Source organism: Curtobacterium flaccumfaciens pv. betae (assembly GCF_026241855.1).
In the GTDB taxonomy this organism is placed as follows: domain Bacteria; phylum Actinomycetota; class Actinomycetes; order Actinomycetales; family Microbacteriaceae; genus Curtobacterium; species Curtobacterium flaccumfaciens.
In genome coordinates, this window is record NZ_JAPJDC010000001.1 from 1,239,978 (window position 1) to 1,261,206 (window position 21,229).

At 71.3% G+C, this 21,229-nt stretch carries 23 protein-coding genes; 9 read left to right on the forward strand and 14 right to left on the reverse strand.

What is annotated here, in order from left to right; all coding sequences use genetic code 11:
* Window positions 1-17: 17 nt before the first annotated feature.
* Window positions 18-713 (reverse strand): helix-turn-helix transcriptional regulator, encoded by a 696-nt coding sequence (locus tag ORG17_RS05870; protein ID WP_214526461.1) that lies wholly within the window; start codon window positions 711-713, stop codon window positions 18-20.
* Between the two features lie 100 nt (window positions 714-813).
* On the opposite strand from ORG17_RS05870, the gene ORG17_RS05875 reads away from it, so the two are divergent.
* From ORG17_RS05875 to ORG17_RS05890, 4 genes are all read left to right on the forward strand, one after another.
* Window positions 814-1,377: a hypothetical protein gene (locus ORG17_RS05875; protein WP_214526460.1), complete on the forward strand. Its 564-nt coding sequence runs from the start codon at window positions 814-816 to the stop codon at window positions 1,375-1,377.
* 239 nt (window positions 1,378-1,616) lie between these two features.
* A complete protein-coding gene (locus ORG17_RS05880; protein WP_214526459.1) occupies window positions 1,617-2,687 on the forward strand; it encodes a magnesium and cobalt transport protein CorA in 1,071 nt (356 codons plus the stop codon).
* Window positions 2,688-2,860: 173 nt separating this feature from the next.
* Window positions 2,861-3,673 (forward strand): HAD-IIB family hydrolase, encoded by an 813-nt coding sequence (locus ORG17_RS05885; protein WP_214526458.1) that lies wholly within the window; start codon window positions 2,861-2,863, stop codon window positions 3,671-3,673.
* A complete protein-coding gene (locus tag ORG17_RS05890; protein WP_214526457.1) occupies window positions 3,670-4,884 on the forward strand; it encodes a glycosyltransferase family protein in 1,215 nt (404 codons plus the stop codon). The genes ORG17_RS05885 and ORG17_RS05890 overlap by 4 nt, the downstream gene beginning before the upstream one ends.
* Window positions 4,885-4,983: 99 nt before the next feature.
* Here ORG17_RS05890 and ORG17_RS05895 read toward each other — a convergent pair whose 3' ends face one another.
* Both ORG17_RS05895 and ORG17_RS05900 read right to left on the reverse strand, forming a co-directional pair.
* Entirely contained in the window at window positions 4,984-6,015 is a 1,032-nt protein-coding gene (locus tag ORG17_RS05895; protein WP_214526456.1) for an LLM class flavin-dependent oxidoreductase, read from the reverse strand.
* 63 nt (window positions 6,016-6,078) lie between these two features.
* Window positions 6,079-6,471: a VOC family protein gene (locus tag ORG17_RS05900; protein WP_214526455.1), complete on the reverse strand. Its 393-nt coding sequence runs from the start codon at window positions 6,469-6,471 to the stop codon at window positions 6,079-6,081.
* A 70-nt stretch (window positions 6,472-6,541) separates the two neighbouring features.
* On the opposite strand from ORG17_RS05900, the gene ORG17_RS05905 reads away from it, so the two are divergent.
* Entirely contained in the window at window positions 6,542-7,408 is an 867-nt protein-coding gene (locus ORG17_RS05905; RefSeq protein ID WP_176708483.1) for an SMP-30/gluconolactonase/LRE family protein, read from the forward strand.
* Window positions 7,409-7,689: 281 nt separating this feature from the next.
* The gene (locus ORG17_RS05910; RefSeq protein ID WP_250892204.1) at window positions 7,690-8,697 is read left to right on the forward strand and encodes an SPFH domain-containing protein; all 1,008 of its coding nucleotides are present in this window, start codon (window positions 7,690-7,692) and stop codon (window positions 8,695-8,697) included.
* Window positions 8,698-8,885: 188 nt separating this feature from the next.
* On the opposite strand, the gene ORG17_RS05915 is transcribed toward ORG17_RS05910, so the two are convergent.
* The 5 genes from ORG17_RS05915 to ORG17_RS05935 all read right to left on the reverse strand — a co-directional run bounded on the left by ORG17_RS05915 (window position 8,886) and on the right by ORG17_RS05935 (window position 14,534).
* On the reverse strand, window positions 8,886-10,154 hold the full coding sequence (locus ORG17_RS05915; protein ID WP_214526454.1) for a sugar ABC transporter permease: 1,269 nt from the start codon (window positions 10,152-10,154) through the stop codon (window positions 8,886-8,888).
* Window positions 10,151-10,915 carry an ATP-binding cassette domain-containing protein gene (locus ORG17_RS05920; protein ID WP_110864792.1) on the reverse strand — a complete coding sequence of 255 codons (765 nt, stop codon included), beginning with the start codon at window positions 10,913-10,915 and terminating at the stop codon, window positions 10,151-10,153. Before ORG17_RS05920 ends, ORG17_RS05915 begins: the two co-directional genes overlap by 4 nt.
* A 129-nt stretch (window positions 10,916-11,044) precedes the next feature.
* Window positions 11,045-12,160, reverse strand: coding sequence for a sugar ABC transporter substrate-binding protein (locus ORG17_RS05925; protein WP_071246748.1), 1,116 nt, complete (start codon window positions 12,158-12,160; stop codon window positions 11,045-11,047).
* Between the two features lie 149 nt (window positions 12,161-12,309).
* A complete protein-coding gene (locus ORG17_RS05930) occupies window positions 12,310-13,482 on the reverse strand; it encodes an ROK family transcriptional regulator (RefSeq protein WP_214526453.1) in 1,173 nt (390 codons plus the stop codon).
* 116 nt (window positions 13,483-13,598) lie between these two features.
* Complete coding sequence (locus ORG17_RS05935; RefSeq protein WP_214526452.1) at window positions 13,599-14,534, reverse strand: ketopantoate reductase family protein; 936 nt, start codon at window positions 14,532-14,534, stop codon at window positions 13,599-13,601.
* Window positions 14,535-14,612: 78 nt separating this feature from the next.
* Here ORG17_RS05935 and ORG17_RS05940 point away from each other — a divergent pair, with 78 nt between their 5' ends.
* Window positions 14,613-15,179, forward strand: a complete 567-nt coding sequence (locus ORG17_RS05940) for a TetR/AcrR family transcriptional regulator (RefSeq protein ID WP_214526451.1) — start codon at window positions 14,613-14,615, stop codon at window positions 15,177-15,179.
* Between the two features lie 4 nt (window positions 15,180-15,183).
* Here ORG17_RS05940 and ORG17_RS05945 read toward each other — a convergent pair whose 3' ends face one another.
* Genes ORG17_RS05945 through ORG17_RS05960 form a run of 4 tightly spaced genes read right to left on the reverse strand, consistent with a single transcriptional unit; the run spans window position 15,184 to window position 18,953 of the window.
* Window positions 15,184-16,128: a hypothetical protein gene (locus ORG17_RS05945; RefSeq protein WP_301565386.1), complete on the reverse strand. Its 945-nt coding sequence runs from the start codon at window positions 16,126-16,128 to the stop codon at window positions 15,184-15,186.
* A complete protein-coding gene (locus ORG17_RS05950; protein WP_214526450.1) occupies window positions 16,125-17,087 on the reverse strand; it encodes an NAD-dependent epimerase/dehydratase family protein in 963 nt (320 codons plus the stop codon). Before ORG17_RS05950 ends, ORG17_RS05945 begins: the two co-directional genes overlap by 4 nt.
* The gene (locus ORG17_RS05955; RefSeq protein WP_071246757.1) at window positions 17,084-17,731 is read right to left on the reverse strand and encodes a MerR family transcriptional regulator; all 648 of its coding nucleotides are present in this window, start codon (window positions 17,729-17,731) and stop codon (window positions 17,084-17,086) included. The genes ORG17_RS05950 and ORG17_RS05955 overlap by 4 nt, the downstream gene beginning before the upstream one ends.
* Window positions 17,732-17,771: 40 nt before the next feature.
* Window positions 17,772-18,953: an epoxide hydrolase family protein gene (locus ORG17_RS05960; protein WP_214526449.1), complete on the reverse strand. Its 1,182-nt coding sequence runs from the start codon at window positions 18,951-18,953 to the stop codon at window positions 17,772-17,774.
* A gap of 92 nt (window positions 18,954-19,045) precedes the next feature.
* Here ORG17_RS05960 and ORG17_RS05965 point away from each other — a divergent pair, with 92 nt between their 5' ends.
* Window positions 19,046-19,639, forward strand: coding sequence for a MarR family winged helix-turn-helix transcriptional regulator (locus ORG17_RS05965; RefSeq protein ID WP_071246762.1), 594 nt, complete (start codon window positions 19,046-19,048; stop codon window positions 19,637-19,639).
* A complete protein-coding gene (locus ORG17_RS05970) occupies window positions 19,636-20,556 on the forward strand; it encodes an NmrA family NAD(P)-binding protein (RefSeq protein WP_111038929.1) in 921 nt (306 codons plus the stop codon). Before ORG17_RS05965 ends, ORG17_RS05970 begins: the two co-directional genes overlap by 4 nt.
* Here the strand turns inward: ORG17_RS05970 and ORG17_RS05975 are convergent.
* Both ORG17_RS05975 and ORG17_RS05980 read right to left on the reverse strand, forming a co-directional pair.
* Window positions 20,525-20,833, reverse strand: a complete 309-nt coding sequence (locus ORG17_RS05975; RefSeq protein ID WP_214526448.1) for a hypothetical protein — start codon at window positions 20,831-20,833, stop codon at window positions 20,525-20,527. The genes ORG17_RS05970 and ORG17_RS05975 overlap by 32 nt on opposite strands.
* Window positions 20,834-20,838: 5 nt before the next feature.
* Entirely contained in the window at window positions 20,839-21,084 is a 246-nt protein-coding gene (locus ORG17_RS05980; RefSeq protein ID WP_071246768.1) for a hypothetical protein, read from the reverse strand.
* Window positions 21,085-21,229 lie beyond the last annotated feature (145 nt).

A 21,229-nucleotide genomic window follows, 5' to 3' on the forward strand; every position in this document is an offset into this window, starting at 1 on the left:
GGAAACCGACGGCGCAGCTACTCGTCGAGGACCGGCCGGAGTCGTCCGTACTGGATCGCGAGGTCCTCGGATCGCAGGACGCGCTGCGCGGGCCGCTCGTCGGTGACCTCGACGGACAGCATCCGGTCGCCCCGGAACGCCCGCACCCCGTCGCGCATCCGGCACCAGGCGATCAGGTACCACTGACCGTCCTTCCCGATCGACCCCAGCGGTTCGACGTCCCGGACGGACTCCGCTCCGTCGGCGTCCCGGTACCGGAGTCGCACGACTCGATCCGCGCGCAGGGCCGCCGCGAACTCGGCCGGGACGACCGTGTCCTCGTCGTCCTCCAGGAAGTGCACCCGGGAGGCCAGCGCGCTGGCTCGTGCGGCATCGCCGGCGGGCATCACCGCGAGCGTCTTCCTGGCCGCGGTGTGCGCCGCGTGCCGGAACGGACTGCGCCCCAGCGAGCCGAGCCCGATCAGCACCGCGAGGGCTTCATCCGGCGTGAAGCCCGCCGGACCGAGCGTCGCGGACGCGTCGATGACGTACCCACCCGTCCGGCCGGGCTCCGCCCAGATGGGCACACCCGACTGCTGCAACGCGGAGATGTCCCGTTCGATGGTCCGGACCGACACCTCGAACCGCTCCGCGAGACGTCGCGCGCTCCGCGGTTGCGGGGAGGCGGCGCGCAACTCCTCCACGAGGCCGTAGAGCCGATCGGTGCGATTCACCTGGCCATCCTCGCTGCCGTGCCGAGGGTTCCGTCAGATCCACGCCGTCTCGTCTGCCACGTGCTCGTGGGGCTCGCATCCGTCCGCCTAGGCTGCGGGGGTGTCTGCAGCCCTGACCGTCGAACTCCTCCGGACGTTCGGCGTTGCGATCGAACGCGGGTTGTCCGAACGGGAACTGGCCCGGGCCGAGCGTCGGTACGGCGTCCGGTTCGGCGCGGACCACCGAGCCCTGCTTTCCCTCGCAGTGCCGAGCGGGGACGGCTGGTTCGACTGGCGCGCTCGGAACGACGAACGGCTGCGACGGGCGATCCGGTGGCCGGTCGAGGGTGTCCTGTTCGACGTCCGTCACGACGCCTTCTGGCCCGGGTCGTGGGGCGAGCGACCCAGCGATGAGTCGCAGCGTCTCGAGGTGGCCGAGCGGCACCTGCTGCAGTGGCCGCAGCTGGTGCCGTTGTACTCGCACCGCTACCTGCCTGCCGCGCCGGTCGGCAGCAGGGCGCCCGTCTTCTCGGTGTACCAGACGGACGTGGTCATCTACGGCGATGATCTCGTCGACTACGTCAAGCGGGAGTTCCGGCCGGATCGTACCGAGCGGGAGACCAGCGTCGGGATGCACGACCTGGAGCCGTGGACGCTGCTCGCCTTCGGCGAGGACGTCCCCTGAACGCAACGAGCGGATCCGGCTGCCGGCGGTTCTGAACGCAACGGCTGACGGACTGGAGGCGCGGTGCCAGCCGGCACCGTGCCTCCCGTCCGTCCCGGGGTCGCGCCCAGGGCGTGTCAGGACTCCGACAGGAATCCGGCGCGCAGCGTGAGGGGTCCGTCAGGGAAGCGCTCGCGCCGTCGGCGGTCCGGCATGCTCGGCAGGTTGCCCGCACGCACCACGGAACCAGGAGGACACCGGTGGCCCTCATCGACAACGGCATCTACGTCAACGGAACGCGGACGGACTCGCCCGCGGACCTCGGGCGCACGTACGAAGCGCTCGACGCCGCCGGGAGGGGCGCGATGGCCTGGATCGGGCTGTTCCGACCGACCGCCAACGAACTGGCCTCCGTCGCCGACGAGTTCGGGCTGCACCCGCTCGCCGTCGAGGACGCGCACAAGGGGCACCAGCGGGCGAAGCTCGAGCGGTACGGCGACACCCTGTTCGTGGTGCTGCGACCCGCCTGGTACGACGAGGACGAGGAGACGGTCGAGTTCGGTGAGGTGCACCTGTTCACCGGGCGCGACTTCGTCGTCACCGTCCGGCAGGCGGAACGGCCGAACCTCGCCGACGTGCGGAAGCGACTCGAAGCCGACCCGGACGCCCTGGGGCGCGGGTCCGAGGCGGTGCTCTGCGCGGTCCTCGACGAGGTCATCGACAGCTACGCCCCGGTCGTCGCCGGGCTGCAGGACGACATCGACGACATCGAGGACGACCTGTTCGACGGCGACGTCGACCCGGCGTCCTCGCGGCGGATCTACCAGCTGCTCAGCGAGGTCATCGGGTTCCAGCGTGCCATCGGCCCGCTGCCCGGGATGCTCAACGCGTTGCTGCGGGGTGCCGAGAAGTACGGCACGGACACCGAGGTGCAGAACCAGCTGCGGAACGTCCTCGACCACGCGATCCGCGTCACCGAGCGGGTGGACACGTTCCGGACGCTGCTCGAGAACGCCCTCACGCTGCACTCGACCCTGGTGACGCAGGAGCAGAACGACGCGATGCGCCGGATGACCAGCGCGAGCCTGGCACAGGGGGAGGAGAGCCGGCGGCTGGCTCGGGCGTCGATGGAGCAGGGCGAAGAGGTGAAGAAGATCTCGTCGTGGGCGGCGATCCTGTTCGCCCCGACGTTGGTGGCGTCGATCTACGGCATGAACTTCGAGCACATGCCCGAGCTGCGGTGGGCGTGGGGGTACCCGGCGGCGATCGTCGCGATGGTCCTGCTGGCGGTCGTGCTGTGGGCGGTGTTCAAGCGGCGGCACTGGCTCTGAGCGTGCGTGACGACGGACTGGAGGCGCGGTGCCAGCTGGCACCGTGCCTCCAGTCCGTCCGCTGGTCGCGTCGCGCGACCGACGCCGGCTTGTTCACCCAACCGACGCATGCGCGTGGCAGGGTGGTCCGGGGCATCGTCGCCCGCAGCCCAGCCAGCCGCCAGCGGAGCACGATGCCAACACCCGACCTGATGATCGTCACGGACCTCGACGGGACGTTCCTCGACCACCACGACTACTCGTTCGACGCGGCCCTGCCGATGCTGGAACAGCTGCGGGCGGACGACGTCCCCGTGGTGTTCTGCAGCAGCAAGACGCGTGCCGAGATCACGGCGCTGCAGGCGCGCACCGGGCTCGACGGGCACGCGTTCGTGGCGGAGAACGGCGCGGTCGTGGTCGGATCGGCGGGCGAGGTGCTGGTCGGACCGGTCGACGGCGACCTCGAGCGGCTGCACGCCGAACTCGCTCGCGTCCGCCGGGCACTGCATCTGCGGTTCGAGACCTTCGGCGGCGTGACCGACGCGGTCGTCGCCGCGTGGACCGGCCTCGACCTCGAAGCGGCCGGACGCGCGCAGCAGCGCGAGGCGTCCGAGGTGCTGCTCTGGCACGCCGAGGACGACGACCGGGCCGACGCGTTCCGCGCGGCGCTCGCCGCGGTCGGCCTCGACCTGGTGCGGGGCGGCCGGTTCTGGCACGTGCTGCCGGCGGGCCGCGACAAGGGTGCGGCGGTCCGGACGCTGATCGCCGACCGCGAGCGTCGGACGGGGACCACCCCGCGCACGATCGGACTCGGTGACGGCCCGAACGACACCGCGTTGCTCGACGCGGTCGACTTCGCCGTCGTGGTCCGCGGGCACGGCCCGGCACCCGGACCACTCGCCGACGACCGCCCCGAGCGCGTCCACCGCACGACCGCCCCCGGCCCGCAAGGCTGGACCGAGGGCCTCACCCGGTTCACCACCCCGTCCGTCAGGAGCCACCGATGAGCGACTTCCACCAGAACGGCGTCATCACGACGTTCCACGACCTCGGTCGCCGCAGCACCGCGAGCCTCGAGGAGGACCTGCGGGGCTTCGCCGAGAAACGCCCGATGAGCCTGATCCTGCCGGCGCTGTACTCCGAGCTCGAGCGTCCGGCCCTGTCGCGGATCGTCGACGAGCTGGCCGAGGCCGACTGGCTCAGCGAGATCGTGATCGGGCTCGACCGGGCCGACCGCTCCCAGTTCGAGCACGCCCGCGAGTTCTTCTCGCGGCTGCCGCAGCGGCACCGCATCCTGTGGAACGACGGGCCGCGGCTGCGCGAGCTCGACGCCGAACTGGAGCGCGCGGGACTGGCGCCGGGGGAGCCGGGCAAGGGCCGGAACGTCTGGTACTGCACCGGGTACGCCCTGGCGTCGGAGCGAGCGGACTGCATCGCCCTGCACGACTGCGACATCACCACGTACGAGCGGGGCATGCTCGCGCGGCTGTTCTACCCGGTCGCGAACCCCGCGTTCGACTACGAGTTCTCGAAGGGCTACTACGCCCGCGTCGCCGACGGTCGGATCAACGGCCGCGCCGCGCGGCTGCTCGTCGGGCCGCTGCTCCGCTCGCTCCGCCAGGTCTACGGGGAGTCCGAGTACCTGGAGTACCTGAGCAGCTTCCGGTACCCGCTGTCCGGCGAGTTCGCGATGCGCGCCCACGTGCTGAACGGCCTGAAGATCCCCGGCGACTGGGGACTCGAGATCGGCATGCTCTCCGAGGTGTACCGCGACTACGCGACCCGGCAGGTGTGCCAGGTGGAGATCGCCGACGCGTACGACCACAAGCACCAGCCCCTCGCCGAGGCCGACGGCACCGGCGGCCTCGCCCGGATGGGCAACGACATCGTGCAGTCGCTGCTCCGGAAGCTCGCGACCATGGGCGTCCCACTCACGTCCGACTCGTTCCGCGTGCTCAAGGCGACGTACTACCGGAACGCGCTCGACATCGTCGAGGTGTACCGGCACGAAGCCGAGATGAGCGGGCTCACGTTCGACCAGCACGCCGAGGAAGCCGCGGTGGAGCTCTTCACCAAGGCGATCCTCGATGCCGGCGGCGCCTTCACGGCGCGGCCGAACGACAAGCCGTTCATCCCGAGCTGGAGCCGGGTGCGCTCAGCGGTGCCGGACGTGCTCGACCGGCTGCGGGACGCGGTGGAGGCGGACCAGCAGGACTGATCTGGCGCCGTGAGCGCGCCCTGGGCGCGGGTCAACGGCGGACGGGAGGCACAGTGCCAGCTGGCACTGTGCCTCCCGTCCGCCGTTCTGGCGCCGTTCTCAGACCGCGCGCTCCGGCGCCCAGCCGAGTTCCGGACCCAGCCGCTCGGCGATGTCCGTGATGATCTGGGCGTAGTCGTCGGGCTCGAACGAGAACGGGAGTGCGAAGGCGACCTCGGTGACCGCCTGGTAGCCGACGTCGGCACGGAGCCGGTCCGCGATCTCGGCCGACGTGCCCACCAGGTCGGCGGCGAAGAGCATCCCGGCGGGGCCCTGCGGCACGCCGACGCGACCCGAGCGGCTGTCGACGTAGGCGCGGTAGCGGGCCTCTTGCTCGGCGGTCGCGGTGTCGGTCGGGATGACGACCAGGCCCTGCGAGACGCGGGCGCCAGCGGGGTCGGGGTGGACGTCGAGGTAGGCGTCGATCTGAGCGCGCTGGTTCGTGGCGAAGTCCGTGCCGTTCTCGCTGCGGGTGACGCTCGAGGTGAGCAGGTGGAAGCCGTTCTCACCCGCCCAGACGGCCGACTTCGTGCTGCCGGTGCCGTACCAGATCCGTTCGGCCAGGCCGGCGCTGTGCGGCTGGACGGTGCTCGCGAACTCTTCGATGCCGCGGCGTTCGACGGTCTCGGTGGCCGTCACCGGGTCACCGCGCACCAGGGCACGGAAGCGCAGGAGCCGGTCGTTGCCGAGGTCCTCGTGCTCCAGGGTGTCGGGGTAGATCGCGTCGCGGTACAGGTCGAAGTTCATCGGGGTGCCGACCGAGAACCCCGGGTTCAGGCGGCCGCCGAGCAGGACGTCGACCGTGCTGAGGTCCTCCGCGAGGCGGAACGGGTTCTCCGCGCCGATCGGGGTGACGGCGGTGCCCAGGTCGATGCGCGAGGTGCGCTGCGAGGCGGCGGCCAGCACCGCGACGGGGGAGGAGATGCCGTGCTGCAGGTGCCGGTGGCGCAGCCAGGCGCTGTCGAAGCCCAGGGCCTCGGCGCGCTCGATCACGCGCAGGGTGTCCTCGTGGCCCTCGGACGGTCGTGCGGGGTCGAACGACCCGATCGTCAGGAAGCCGATCCGGTGCAGGGGAGTTCCGTCGAGGGGCATGGGTCGATCGTGCCAGATGCGTCGTGCCGTTCGTCCGTCGGTGACCGTTCCGCAGCCGCCGGCTCAGACACCGGTCTCCTTGATCAGGGCCTCGACGTTGTTGCCGTCCGGGTCGGACACGAACGCGGTGTACGCGCCGTACTCCGGCCAGTAGCGCGGCTCGTGCCGTGACACCCCGCCGGCGGCGACGGCTTCGCGGTGGAAGGCGTCGACCTCGCTCCGTGACCCGGCCTCGAACGCCAGGTGGAGTCCGCGCGTCGTCGCCTCGGGGGTCCGGGCGGTCTCGAGCGAGACGCTCGGGGTGTCGTCCCCGTGCTGCCAGAACTCGGCGACGGCATCCGTGCGGTAGCCCACTCCGATGCCGAGGGGCGCGAGGGCGGCGGTGTAGAACGCGTCGCTCGCGGCGAAGTCGCTGGCGAAGACGCCCAGGTGGTGCATGAGGTGACGACCCGGCATGGGACGACCCTAGGCCGCCGTCACGGCATCCGTCCGGGCAGCGTCCCGGTCCCGCTGGCAGGCTGGGTCCGTGCACATCACCCTGGACTCCGCAACCGACATCGTCATCTCCGGCATCCGTTTCCCGGAGGGGAACCGCTGGCACGACGGGCGGCTCTGGTACTCGGACATGCACACCGGCGAGGTGTTCTCGGTCGACCCGTCCTCGACCGACGGCCCCCGGCTCGAGGCCACCGTCGACGGGCAGTCGTCGGGGCTCGGGTGGCTCGCCGACGGGCGGTTGATCGTCAGCTCGATGGAGTCCCGCACGGTCGTCGCCGTCGACCCGGACGGCAGCACCTCGGTGTTCGCCGACCTGTCCACGATCGAGTCGTCGCTCGTGAACGACCTGGTCGTCGACGCCCAGACCGGCCGGACCTACATCGGTGCCTTCGGCTACGACCTGTACGCGGGCGAGGAACTGCGCCCCGGCCCGCTCTACGTGATCGACCCTGACGGCTCGGTCCGCCTCGCCGCCGAGGGCCTGGTGTTCCCGAACAGCGCCAACATCCTGCCCGGCACCCGGACCCTGGTGGTCAGCGAGACGTGGGGTGGCCGCCTCACCGCCTTCGACATCGAGGACGACGGCTCACTGACCGGACGTCGCGAGTGGGCAGCCCTGCCCGGCGGCGTGACCCCGGACGGCAGCACCGTCGACCGTGACGGCGCGATCTGGGTCTGCTCGGTCGACACGGGGGAGTTCCTGCGGGTCGTCGAGGGCGGCGAGGTGACGGACCGCATCGACGCACCCGGGGACTGCGCGATCGACTGTGCGCTCGGCGGCGAGGACGGTCGCACCCTCTACCTGGCGACCGCCGACAGCTACGACCCGGCCGTGACGGCGCAGACGCGTGCCGGCCGGATCAGTTCGGTGCGGGTCGAGGTTCCGGGGTGGTGAACCCGAGCGACCTCGCCGAGGCGACACGTCGTGCGGAGTACTGACGTCTGACCCCCGACGCGTGGCCGGGCGGGCGGCTCGGGGTCGATGGATGCACGCTCGGTGCGAGGTTGCACTCCTGGTGCGAGGCATCGAGGGTCGCACCAGGTGCGCAACCTCGCACCAGACGACACGGACGCCAGACGACACGCGCACCAGGCGACACGCGCACCAGACGACACGGACCCCGCACCCCTCCGGGTACGGCAGACTGCACGGACAAGCATCCAGGAGTGATCGTCATGTTCGTCGCCGCCATCGTCTTCCTCGTCATCGCGCTCGTCGCGCTCTTCTTCCGAACACGCACCTACTCCACCCCCGCACGACCGGCCACACCCGGTCGCGAGGCACGCCCCGCCGTCCCGACCCGCCGCCCGAACCTCATCGCGACGTGGACCGCGGTCGCCGCCGGCGTCCTGTTCGTCGGGCTCACGCTCGGCAGCACCCTGTACGCGCAGGACACGGGTGAGTCGAAGGTGCAGGTCGACATCTCCGGCAACATCGTCGGGCAGAGCACGGACTCCGGGTTCCACTTCAAGGCGCCGTGGGCCACGCTGCACACGTTCAACATCCGCAACCAGACCGTCACCTACATCAACGCGGTCAACGGCTCCGACTCGGACAACAACGGCAACGTCCGCTCCGGCCCGTACGTCACGGTGCAGGACCAGGACGGCGTCTCGTCGAACGTCAGCCTCAACCTGCAGTACAGCATCGACGCGAAGTCGGTCACCGACATCTACCGGTCGTACAAGACCGAGGAGAACTTCAAGACGCAGTTCATCGGCAACTCGGTGCGCAGTGTCGTGCGCCAGGTGCCGAACGACTTCACCACCATCGAGCTGATCACCAAGCGCGGCACCGTCGAGAAGGCGATGATCCAGGCGCTCGAGAAGCGGTGGAAGGGCTCGGGCGTGCACGTCGACAACTTCGCCCTGCAGGAGATCACGCCGCCGAAGTCGGTCATCGACGCCTACGCCACCGCGCAGCAGGCGCAGATCCAGGTCACGAAGGAGCGCGCGCTCCTGGACGCCAAGAAGGTGCAGGCGCAGCAGCAGGTCGCCGAGGCACAGGGTCAGGCCGACGCCAACGAGGTCCTCAACGAGCACCCGCTCTCCGACGCCGCCCTCAAGCAGCGCGAGATCGAGGCGCTCAAGAGCGCCGGCGACAACGGCTCGCTCATCGTCGTGCCGCAGGGCACGGACAACATCCTCAGCCTGCCGGGGACCTCGGGTTCGAAGAGCAAGTAGCGCGCGCCGAGACGCCGCCCAGTCGCCGAGACGCCTCCGTTTTCGGAGGCGTCTCGCACACGGGGCGGCGTCGGGGGAACACGACGGCGTCTTCCGGATCCGAGACGCGCGCCGCGACGGACGGGAGGCACGGTGCCAGCTGGCACCGTGCCTCCTGTCCGTCGGTGTGGCGGGGTCCAGAGCCCCGCTCAGGCCGCGCCGTGACTGGCGCGGCTGCGCCGCGAGAGCGAGTCGATGATGACGGCGAGCAGCAGGACCGCGCCGGTGATCATGTAGCGGATCGACGAGTCGAGGCTCAGCAGGGTGAGCCCGTTCGAGATCGACTGGATCACGATGATGCCGAGCAGCGCCGACCAGGCGCTGCCTCGGCCACCGAACAGGCTGGTCCCGCCGATGACGGCTGCGGCGATCGCGTTGAGGTTCGTGTCTCCGGCGCCGGACGACAGGCTCGCCGAGTTCAGGCGGGCGGCGGCGAGGATGCCGCCGACGGTGGCGAAGAGCGAGGTCAGCATGAACACCGAGATGTAGATGCGGTTCACCCGGATGCCGGAGCGCCGTGCGGCCTCGACGTTGCCGCCGACCGCGAAGACCGAGCGGCCCCAGCGGGTGCGCTTCAGCACGAAGTTCATCAGCACGACCAGCACGACGAAGAACACGAACGAGGTGCCGGTGCCGAAGTCGCGCGACAGGTACCAGACCATCAGCGCGAGGCCGAGGAACAGGGCGACGGCCTTCACGACGGTCAGGGACATCGCTCCGGTCGACAGTCCGGCACGACGGCGACGGGCAGCACGGCGGACCTCGGTGAAGAAGAGCCCGCCGGCGGCCAGGACGGCGAGCAGGTACGCGAGCCACGGCGGCAGGTACGAGGCCGAGGCGAACTGCACGATCGGCGAGTCGTACGGCAGGTTGATCGAGCCGTTCGGCCCGAGGATGAGCAGCTGCAGCCCGAGGAACCCGAGCAGACCGGCGAGGGTGATGACGAAGCTCGGCACCCCGAAGCGGGTGAACAGCAGGCCGTAGAGCAGGCCTGCGGCGGCACCGACGGCCAGGGCGACGGTGAGCACGAGCCACAGCGGCCAGCCGAGCGTCGTGAGGCCCTGGCCGAGGATCGCGGCGGAGAGTCCGCTGACGCTGCCGACGGACAGGTCGATCTCGCCGAGCAGCAGCACGAGGACGATGCCGATCGCGATGGTGCCGACCGCGGCGCACTGCAGGGCGAGGTTGACCAGGTTGCCCGGGGACAGGAAGTCGGGGGAGAGCGCCTGGAACACCGCCCAGATGACGATGAGCCCGACGACCACCGGCAGCGAGCCGATGTCACCGCCGCGGACCCGTCGGACGAACGCCTTCGCCGCGCCGCCGAGCCCGGCGTCACGCAGGAGCCGCTCGTCCTGCAGGTCCGCGGCCGAGGGCGTCGGGGTCGCTGCGGTGAGGGTCTCGTCGGTCTTGCTCATGCGGAGGTCTCCTGCTCGGTGCGGGCGGCGGCGCGACGGGTGACGGCGTTGTCGGTGGCGCCGGTGATGGCCGCGATGATCTCCTCGTAGGAGACGTCGTCGATGCGGAAGGTGCCGTTGTTGCGGCCGAGTCGCAGGACCGCGACCCGGTCGGCGACGGCCTGCACGTCCGCGAGGTTGTGGCTGATGAGGACGACGCCGAGTCCGCGCTCGCGCAGGCGTTCGACGAGGTTCAGGACCTCGGCGGTCTGTGCGACACCGAGTGCGGCGGTGGGCTCGTCGAGGACGACCACCTGCGGGTCGCCGATCAGCGAGCGGGCGATCGCCACGGTCTGCCGCTGCCCACCGGACAGCGACGCGATCGGGATCCGTACCGACGGGATCCGGGCGGCGAGCTGCTGGAGGAGCTCCCACGATCGGCGCTCCATCTCCTCTTCGTCGAGGAACGGGTGGGCGATCTCGCGCCCGAGGAACAGGTTCGAGACCACGTCGAGGTTGTCGGCGAGGGCGAGGTCCTGGAACACCGTGGCGATGCCGAGGGTCTGGGCCGCCGCGGGGTTCGGGACGCTGACCTCGTCGCCGCCGAAGGTGATCGTGCCGCCGTCGGGCGTGTAGACCCCGGCGAGGATCTTCACGAACGTCGACTTGCCGGCGCCGTTGTCGCCGACGATGGCGACCACCTCGCCCGGGTACACGTCGAAGTCGATGTCGCTGAGGGCCTGGACGGCGCCGAACCGCTTGGTGATCCCGCGCAGGGACATCACCGGGTCGGCGGAGGGGTGTGCTGCTGGTGACGCGTTGCTCACGGGTGTCGTGCTCACGGGTGTCGTCCTCGATCGGTGAGGCCCGCCCGGTCCGCAGTCGGACCGGGCGGGCAGAGGGGGTCGGACCTACTTGATGCCGGCGCTGTCGCAGGCTGCCTTGTACTGCGCGGTGCAGATCTTCGACACCTCGTACAGGCCGTCCTTGACGACCGTCGACTGGACGTTGTCCGTGGTGACGGCGACCGGGTCGAGCAGCGTCGACTGGACGCTGGCGCCCCCGGCGGTGTCGACGGTGGTGTCGCCCTTCGGCGTCTCACCCTTCGCGAACTGGATCGCCAGGTCGGCGGCCTTCGACGCCTCGGGCTTGAAGGCCTTGTAGACGGTCATGTACTGCTCACCGGCGAGGATCCGCTGGATGCCCGCGAGCGAGGCGTCCTGCCCGGTGACGGGCGGGAGCTCGGTGACACCGGCCGACTTCAGGGCCGCGATGACGCCGCCGCCTGTGTCGTCGTTCGCCGCGTAGACGCCGGTGATCTCGTCCTTGCCGAGCTTGCTGATCTGGCCGGCTGCCCAGTCCTGCGCCTTGGCGGGGTCCCATCCGGGTGTGTCGTACTCGGCGAGCACCTTGTAGCCGCTGTCGTCGATGACCGAGTGCGCACCCTTCTTGAACTGCGAGGCGTTGTTGTCGGTGGGGGACCCGTTCACCATGATGATGCCCGAGCCCTCCGGGACCTTCTTCGCCTTGAGGGCGTCGACCAGGGCCTGGCCCTGCAGCTCACCGACCTTCTCGTTGTCGAACGAGATGTAGTAGCTCAGGTCGGGGCTGTTGATGAGCCGGTCGTAGGAGATCACCGGCACCTTCTTGGCCTTCGCCTGCTGGACGATGGATGCTGCGGCCTCGCCGTCGAACGGGTCGAGGACCAGGACCTTGACGCCCTGCGTGAGCATCGACTGGGCCTGCTGCAGCTGCTTCGACGCGTCGCCGTCGGCGTTCGCGTAGATGACCGAGCAGCCGCTGCACTGCTTCTTCACCTCGGCGGTGAAGAGCGGGCGGTCGGCGCTGGCGTAGCGGGCGGTGACGGAGTCGGGCAGGAGCAGGCCGATCTTGGCCTTCGACGCGTCCCCGCCGCCTCCGCCGGAACCGGTCCCGGCGTCCGCGCCGTTGGAACAGCCCGCCAGGGTGGTGATCGCGAGCAGCAGGGCGCTGACGCCCAGCATCGCTCGTGTGGTGGATTTCTTCATTGAAACGTCCTCCAACAGTGGACCGCCCCCATCGGCGGTGCCCTGAGTGTGACAGCGAGCGTTCTTGGCTGCAAGAGTTGAACGCAAGGACCGCGCGCCGTGACGAAAACGTTATCCGGAGGGCGCGGGGCGCCCCGGCTCGCCCGCGCCTATCGTGCGCGCGTCACGTCCACGGCTTCGATCGCCAGGGCCAGGGCGCCGGTCACCGAGGCCTTCTCGCCGAGCTGCCCCTGCACCACGTCCGGCGTGCCGTCCACGTCGACGATCAACGACGACTCGAGGGCGTGCCGCATCGGGCCGAGCAGGAGTTCCCCGGCCCGTGCGAACTCGCCCGTGACCACGACCCGCTCCGGGTCGAGGACGTTGCAGAGCCCCACCGCCGCCGCACCGATGGCCCGCCCGGCGTCGGCCACGGCGCGCATGCAGACCTGGTCGCCGCCCATCGCGCGCAGGATCAGGTCAGCCAGCTTGAGGGTGCCGACCTCGTCGCGGACGCCCTCGAGCACGGCGGGTGCGCCGGCGATCGCCTCGAGGCACCCGCGGTTGCCGCACCGGCACAGGGGTCCGTTGGGCAGGACGGGGGTGTGCCCGAACTCGCCGGCGATGCCGTGGTGCCCACGGAACAGGTGCCCGCCCAGCACGAGTCCGGCGCCGATGCCGTTGCCGACGTCGAGCGTCACCACGGTGTCGCGGCCGCGGGCCGCCCCGCTCCGGTGTTCCGCCAGGGCGGCGAGGTTGGCCGAGTTGTCGACCTGCACGGGCTTGTCCATCCGCCGGGCGAGCGACTGGCCGAGCGCGATGCCGTCCCAACCCCGCAGGATCCCGCCGCGCGCCGTCATCCCGGTGCGGGCGTCGATCGGGGCGGCCACGGCGAGGCCGACGGCGAGCACCTCGTCCATCGACGACTCGATGGACTCCACCATGTCCAGCACGAGCAGCGCGGTCTTGTCGAGCTCGGCGTCGGCGCGGTGGTCACGGGCCAGGGGCATGTGCCGCTCGGCCAGGACGGCGCCGTTCAGGTCCGACAGTGCCAGCCGCAGGTGCCGCGGCGAGACGTGCACCCCGGCGACCAGCCCGAGGCCGTGCGGCAGGGTCACGCGGAGCGCCCGACGGCCGCTCGAGGTGCTCGGCGTCGCGTGCAGGGCACCGGTCGCGACGAGTTCCTTGACGATGTTCGAGACGGTCGCGGGGGAGAGTCCGGTCACCCCGGCGAGCTCGACCTGCGTCAGCCCGCCGTGCCGCTTCACCGCGCTGACGACCCGGCCCCGGTTGGCTTCACGCAGTGAAGCTTGGTTCCCCGGACTGCGGCGCGGCTCTGACACGGGGACAGCGTAACGGGCGGGTCCGGAACGCTCGCCGTGACGGACTGGAGGCACGGTGCCAGCTGGCACCGCGCCTCCAGTTCGTGGGTGGTCGCGTCCACCGCCCGCACCCGTCGTCAGACGCGTCGCGCCGTCCGGTCGAGGCGCGGGGTCGGGACGCCCAGGGCGGCGGCGGTGCGCCGGACGTCCTCGAGGACCGCCAGGGGTTCCGCGGCGGTCGGGTCGTCGTGCGCGGCGAGGCTCGCCCGCGCGATCGGGACGAGCGCCGTGGCCGCGGCCACCACGGCGGCCGTCACCCCCGGGCGTCGGACGGGCAGGGTCGTGGAGCGGTGTCGGGAGAGGCCGACGCCCCGTGCCTCCAGGACCGGCAGGAGTTCCCGACCGATCAGGAACGCCTCGCGGAGCGCCTGCCGATCCCCGACCATCGTCGCCAGGCCACCGCTCTGCAGGGCCTGTGCGAACATGCCGGCGTCGAGCACGAAGTGCAGCCACAGCCACCCCCGGATGTCGTCCTCGTCCTGCACGGTGAACCCCGACTGGCGGAACACCGACCGCACCAGCTCCCGCCGGTCCGGAGCCGCGCCCGTCGTCCCGAGCCGGACCGAACGGAGGACTGCACCGTGCAGGACCCCGTCGACGTCGAACCCGCCGCCGGCGCCCGGGAACCCGAACAGCACCCGGTCCGCGGCGAGCGGTGCGACCGCGACGAGGGGTTCGTCCCACACGTTGCCGAGGACCAGCACCGTGGCGTCGCCGATGTGGGGCGCCAGGGTGGCCACGGCCTCCTGCAGTCGGTGGTGGCCGACGCTGAGGACGACGAGGTCGTACGCGTCGCCCGTGTCGATCGACTCGACCAGTCGCGTCGGCGACGTCGATCTGATCAGCCGACCCAGGGGTCCGCGGCGGCCGTCGATGACGTCGGTCTGCACGCTGTCGCCGTACTCGGCAGCGCGCCCGGGCCGCACCAGGTGGTCGACCTGGTGCCCGGAGTGCTGGAAGGCCTGGCCGTAGATCGTGGCGATGACGCCCCGTCCGAGCATGAGGATCCGCATCAGGCACCTGTCCGCTAGTCTGGAGACGATCTCCACTTGGAAGATATGGAGATTGTTTCCACTTGTCAAGGAGTCTCTGTGCCGGTCGAGGAACCCCTGCCTGCCGCGAAGCCGATGCGCGCCGACGCCCGTCGGAACCGCGACGCGATCGTGGCCGCTGCCCGGACGGCGTTCGAGCGTGATGAGCAGCTGCGCTTCGACGACTTCGCCGGACGCGCCGGCGTTGGTGTCGGCACGCTCTACCGACACTTCCCGACGCGTGAAGCGCTGGCGGCGGCGGTCTACCGGGGCGAGGTCGACGTCCTCTGCCAGCGTGCTCGTGACTCGACGCGGCCAGCGGCTGAGAGCCTCGACGACTTCCTGCGCGGTTTCGTGGAGTACGTGGTCGACCACGCGGCGCTCGCCCGCACCCTCGCCGCCGTGGTCGACGCCACCACGCAGGCCGAGGGTGGGGGCGACCTGGAGCGGACGCTCGCCGAGCTGATGGCGCGCGCGGCAGGTGACGGGACGATCCGGTCCGACGTCGCCCCCGGGACGGTGCTCATGCTGCTGCACGGCATTGGGGCCGGGATCGATCGCCCAGGGTGGGCGGTGGAAGCCCGTGCTGCCGCCGACCTGGTCTCCCGAGGGCTCCGGACCCGCTGATCCGTCAGCGCGGTCGCACCACCGGAGCGGTGTGGGCGCGGAGCAGGACGGCCACACTCGCGGCCGCAGCCAGTACGACGAGTGACCACGCCACCGCGGCCACCGTGCCGGCGGGGTGGACGACCGACTGTCCGACCGCGGCCTGCACCGTGAGGAGCACGGTGCCCGCCGCCCACGTGACCGCGACGACGACCACGATCCGGACCTGCGTGGTCGGGTGTGCCAGCCACGGCAGGTGCCGACCCGCAGCGGCGACGAGGAGCGCCACCAGCGGGAGCATCTGCAGGGCGTGCATGCCGACGAAGTGGGCGACCCGGTAGTCACCGCCGACGGTGCTCCACCCGAGCAGCGGAACCCCGGGTCCGCCGTCCGCGATCCCCACCGTGTGGGCGCCGACGATCCCGTCCGGCGCGGTGAGCTGGGTGGGGGTCGGGCCGGTCATCAGGAACGCGACCCCGATGCCGAGGAGCGCGATGACGGCACCGGCGCGGACGGCGACCGTCAGTGCCGGGGTGGGCAGGCGCAGGAAGAACAGTGCGATCGAGGTGACGAAGGTGCAGAGGTAGAGCGTCGTGATCGCGACCGCCATCACCGCCCACACCACCACGTGCACGCTGTTCGACACGTTGAAGTGACTCGTCGTGCCGGTCGCGGCGGCCCACCCGATGAGCACCTGTTCGACCACCAGGGCCACGGCCACCACGGTGCCGAGTCGGCGAGCGAGCGTCCGCCACTTCGGCAGGTGGGCGATGAGCCACGCCCAGGTGACGGCGTAGAGCAGGATCGACAGCGAGAACTTCAGGGGCTTCATCCACGCCGGTGCCCCGAGGATGGTCCGGGGATCCACGACGAGTCCGACGAGGCAGACCGCGGTGGAGACGACCATCAGGCCGGCGACGGCCATGAGTGCCGGGTGCCACGCGACCGCTCGACGGACGGCGGCGATCACCGGGCCACGCTCCGGGCGTGCAGCAGGGCGGCGGCCACGACGTCGGCGGTGGGGGTCGGGTGCACGCCGAACGTCTGCTCGAACGCCGACGAGTCGAAGACGTAGGGGTCGGTGTACTGGTACCGCAGCTCGAGCGTCTCCCGGGCGGACGTGGTGAACAGCGCACCGAAGCGCAGCGTGGCCGACGACATCACGGCGGTGTCGGCGGCGGGGACCCCGGTGAGCTCGACGTACTGCCGACCGGTCAGCGCCGGAGCGGTCGGCAGGTGCCAGGTCCGGCCCGTCGCACGGTCGTCGGTACCGAGGGTCACGAGTGCGTCGCCGATGTCGGTCGTGGCGGTGAGGGAGTGCGGTTGGTCGGCGTCGAGCAGCCAGGTCGGGCGCTTGCCGGCGGCGATCCGGTCGACGACGAAACCGTTGAACGCGCTCGTCGTCGCGCCGGGGCCGGTGAAGTCGGCGCTCCGCCCGACGGTGACGGCCAGTCCGCGGTCGGCCGCGGTCCGCAGCTGCTCGAGGGCGGCCGCGCGCACCGCACCCTTCCGACCGGAGGGGTTGATCGGGGTCGCCTCGGTCATCGGCCCGGACACGCGGCCGTAGGCGTAGACGTTGTCGAGGTACACCAGGTGAGTGCCCTCGGCCAGGGCTGCTCCGACGGTGTTGTCGACGATCCTCGGCCACTGGTCCGCCCAGACCCCCGACGAGTACGGCAGGCCGGCGACGAGGTACGCGACGTCGGCGCCGTGCAGCGCGCGGCGGACGGCGGTGGGGTCGAGCAGGTCGGCGATGACGTGGTCGGTGCGGGCGTTGCCGCTCTCGCTCTCGTTGTTGCCTGCCGTTGCTGTTGTCGACGGGCGCCGGCCGACGGACACGGCGGCGACGTCGTGCTCGCGCAGTGCACGGAGTGTCTCGCGCCCGACGACACCGTTGCCGCCCAGGACGACGTGCAGCGGAGCGGTCATGCGCCGGCCTCGTCCGTGTCGGCGACGGGGAACAGGTCGTGGGTGGCGTCCTGCTGCGCCAGGCGCCGGAGTCCCGCGAACAGCGGATCGCCGAGGACGGTCCCGATCACCATCAGCTCCGCCATCGCGGTCCGGCCGTCGCGGTGCTGCAGTGCTGCGACGTCGGCCCGTGCCGCGCTCGCCGCTGCCGACACGTAGGCGTCGAGGTAGTCGTCCGGAGCGTCGAACCCGATGGTGCGCAGCCCGTCGAGCGCCCGGGCCGCGGTCTCGAGTCCCGGGTTGTCCGACGTCGCGCACCAGCCGGCGGCCGACACCCGTTCCTCGATCCGGGCGCGGGCCTCCGGGGTCGCCTCGGACTCGGGGGAGCGCGGGGTGGTCATGGCGTACTGGGCGACGGCGAAGACCTCGGCCAGCGGTGCGGTCTCGGCGTCGAGCACGGCCAGGACCTGCTTCGTCACGGCGACCGAGAGCCCGCCGGTCTCCAGGAGTGCCCGGACGAGCCGGACCCGTTCGACGTGCCGCTCGTCGTAGGCGGTCTGGTTCGGCGCAGACTTCTCGCCGGGGGGCAGGAGGCCTTCGCGTTGGTAGTACTTGACGGCGGTGACCGGCGTGGACGCCGCTCGGGCAAGTTCAGATATTCGCACTATCGGAGAGTAGCGGTATCCGCTCGCTCTCCACAAGGCATCAGCGCAGGTTCCGGAAGGTCGCACGGACGTCGTCGACGAGTAGCTCCGGCTGTTCGAGCATCGCGAAGTGCCCGCCGCGCGCGACCTCGTTGAAGAACACCAGGTCGGTGTACCGGCGCGCTGCCCAGCGGCGCGACCGGCGGACGTACTCGCCCGGCATGATGCTCAGGCCGACGGGCAGGGTCAGTGGCTCCTCGACGGTGCCCGGGCTGGCCCAGCCGGTGCGGGTCGCCTCCCAGTAGATGCGCGCCGCGGACGCGGCGGTGTTCGGCAGCCAGTACAGCATGACGTCGTCGAGGATCTCGTCGAGCGGGAAGAGCCGCTCGGCATCGCCGTGTTCGTCGTGCGAGCCGCCGACGTCCTGGAACATCGCGTAGATCCACGACGCCAGCCCGACGGGGGAGTCCGCCAACGAGTACCCGATGGTCTGTGGGCGGGTCGACATCTGCTGCGAGTAGGCCGACAGCTCCTGCCAGTAGTGGCCGCTCTCCTGCAGCATGACCTGTTCGTCGGGGGAGGCGTTCCGGGCCTCGTCGTCCGTCGGCATGAACAGCGCCATGTTGAGGTGGATCCCGGCGAGTCCGATGTCCCCGGCGTCCTGCAGGGCTGCGAGCTCCGCGGTGACGGTGGCGCCGAGGTCACCGCCCTGGGCAAACCAGTCCGTGTACCCGAGCCGGGACATCAGCACCGACCAGGCCCTCGCGGTCCGGGCGGTGTTCCACCCGGTGGTCGTCGGCTTCCCGGAGAAGCCGAACCCGGGCAGGCTCGGGATCACGACGTGGAACGCGTCCGCCGCGTCGCCGCCGTGCGCCACCGGGTCGGTGAGCGGGCCGATCACGTGGCGGAACTCCAGGACGGAACCGGGCCAGCCGTGGGTGAGCAGGAGCGGACGGGCACCGGGGACGGCGGACCGGACGTGCAGGAAGTGGACCTCGAGCCCGTCGATCCGGGTCGTGTGCTGGCCCCAGCCGTTCAGCAGGGCCTCGGTCCGGCGCCAGTCGTACTCCGTCGTCCAGTGTTCGACGAGGGCGCGGACCTTCTCGAGTCGGGGTCCCTGCGAGGTGTCCTCGACAGTTTCGGCATCGGGCCAGCGGGTCGCCAGCAGACGGCGGCGCAGGTCGTCGAGCTCCGCCTGGGGGACGTCGAGGGTGAACGGGGTGATGGCTGCGGTGTCCGACATGGGGTCCTCGGTGCTCGGCGTCTCGGCGGCTGTCCGTCTTGATCACAGATGATCTTTGCACAAGACGATCTTGTTCCGGTACGGTCTCCCGTATGGACAATCCGACGCCGACCGATGCACTCCCCGAGATCGACTGGGGTGCCGAGGGCATCGAATCCGAACTCGGGTGGGCGCTGCCGCTGGCGCTCCAGGGCTTCACTCGGCTGGGCAGTGAGGCGGTCGCCGACGTGCCGGGTGGTCCCCGTGGCTACCAGGTGCTCGTCGCGACCACCACCGAGGAACCGTCGTCGCAACTCGGACTCGCGCAGCGCCTCGGGATCGACAAGACCCAGATGACCTACATCGTCGACGCGCTCGAGGCGGGCGGGTTCGTCGAACGTCGCCCCGCCCCGACGGACCGGCGGGTGCGGCAGGTCCACCCCACTGACGCCGGCCGTGCCCTGCTCGCCCGGACACGGTCCGCCCTGCGCGGCGCCGAGGGCGTGCTCATGCGGCACCTCGACGACGACGAACAGACGACGCTGCGCCGGCTGCTGGCCCGCGTCGCGCTCACCGCCGGGCACGGCACCGCCGGACCGGACCAGGCAGACCCCACGTTCCAACACCCCCTCGCCGTCCCGGAGCGATCCCGACGGCGCACCGCGACGACCACGTCGACCACCACTGCAGTGAGGCCCCGCCCATGACCACCACCATCCTCGTCGCCGGCGCCACCGGCGACCTCGGGCACCGCATCGTCCGCGAGCTCACCCAGCACGACGTGCGGGTCCGGGTCCTCACCCGGCCCGGCAGCAGGACCGCCGCAGAACGCTTCGGCGACGACGCCCGTGTCGACGTCGTCGCCGCCGAGTACGGCGACCACGACGCCCTGACCCGGGCCGTCAGCGGGGCCGACGTCGTGGTCTCCGCCGTGAGCGGGACACGTCCGGTGATCGTCGACGCCCAGCGCGCGCTGCTCGCGGCGACCGTGGCGGCGGGCGTCCGGCGGTTCATCCCGTCCGACTACTCGGCCGACTACCGGCGGATCGCACCCGGCACCAACCGCAACTTCGAGCTGCGGCGCGAGTTCGCCGCCGACCTCGACGCGGCCCCGGTGCAGGCGACCTCGATCCTGACCGGCATGTTCACCGACCTGCTGACCGGCGAGGCCCCGATGATCCTGTCTGGCCGACGGCTCGTGCTGTTCTGGTCGTCGGCGGACCAGGTGCTCGACTTCACCACGAAGGACGACGTCGCCCGGGTCACGGCCCTCGCCGCCCTGGACGATGATGCTCCGCGGGTGATCGAGATGGCGGGCGACCAGGTCACCGCCCGCGACGTCGCACGCACTATGAGCGAGCTGACGGGGGAGCGCTTCCGGCTGCAGTGGGCCGGCACGACCGGGACCCTGTCCGCGATGAGCGCCGTCGGTCGGCGCCTGTCGAAGGACCCCGACGAGACGTTCCCGGCATGGCAGGGGATGCAGTACTTCGTGAGCATGTTCAGCGGGCAGGCGCAGCTGCACCACGTCGACAACGACCGCTACGGCGTGCAGTCGTGGACGAGTGTCCGTGACGTGCTCCGCGCACACCTCAGTGGGCAGGGCCACCCGGCGACGGACTGACGGGCGCGGTGTGCGGTCGTCGGCGGCGGAACAGGAACGCGAGACCGACGACGACGACCGGCACCAGTGCGAGCGCGGCGAGCCAGACGAGGACGTCCCACTCGGGTGAGAGCGGCACGCCGAGCGTGCTCGACGAGGTCCGCCAGACCTGATCGCCGGGCCCCTCGTGCTCGTCGGCCCCGGCGACCGGGAACAGCAGCGCCGTCACGACCGTCCAGCCCACCAGCACCACGACGGCGATCAGCGTCCACGGCCGCGGAGCGGACGGGGCGGACACCTGTGTCACCGGACCGCGGCACGCGAGCGCTCGGCCCGGGCGTCCCACCACGTCGCGACCAAGGCCGCTGCCCCCAGTGCGAGCCCGACGACGCCTGATCCGAGACACGGGATGAGGACGAGGCCGAGGCCGATGTTCGCGCCGCCGCCCTCCGGGCCGTAGGACGCGTCGTACATCAGGGCGCCGACGCCGAGGAACCCCACGGCGAGGAGCACGGTGCTGATCCAGTGGAGCGTGCGAGCTGTGGCCATGGTGGTCGTTCCCCTCGGGATTGCGGTTGACGAATCCTCGCACGGCCGTTCCACCGCACATTCCCGGAGCGGCATCAGTCCCTCGGCATGCGGCCACACCGGACCGCCCGGATGATCCGCCACACGCAGACCGCGAGCACGACTG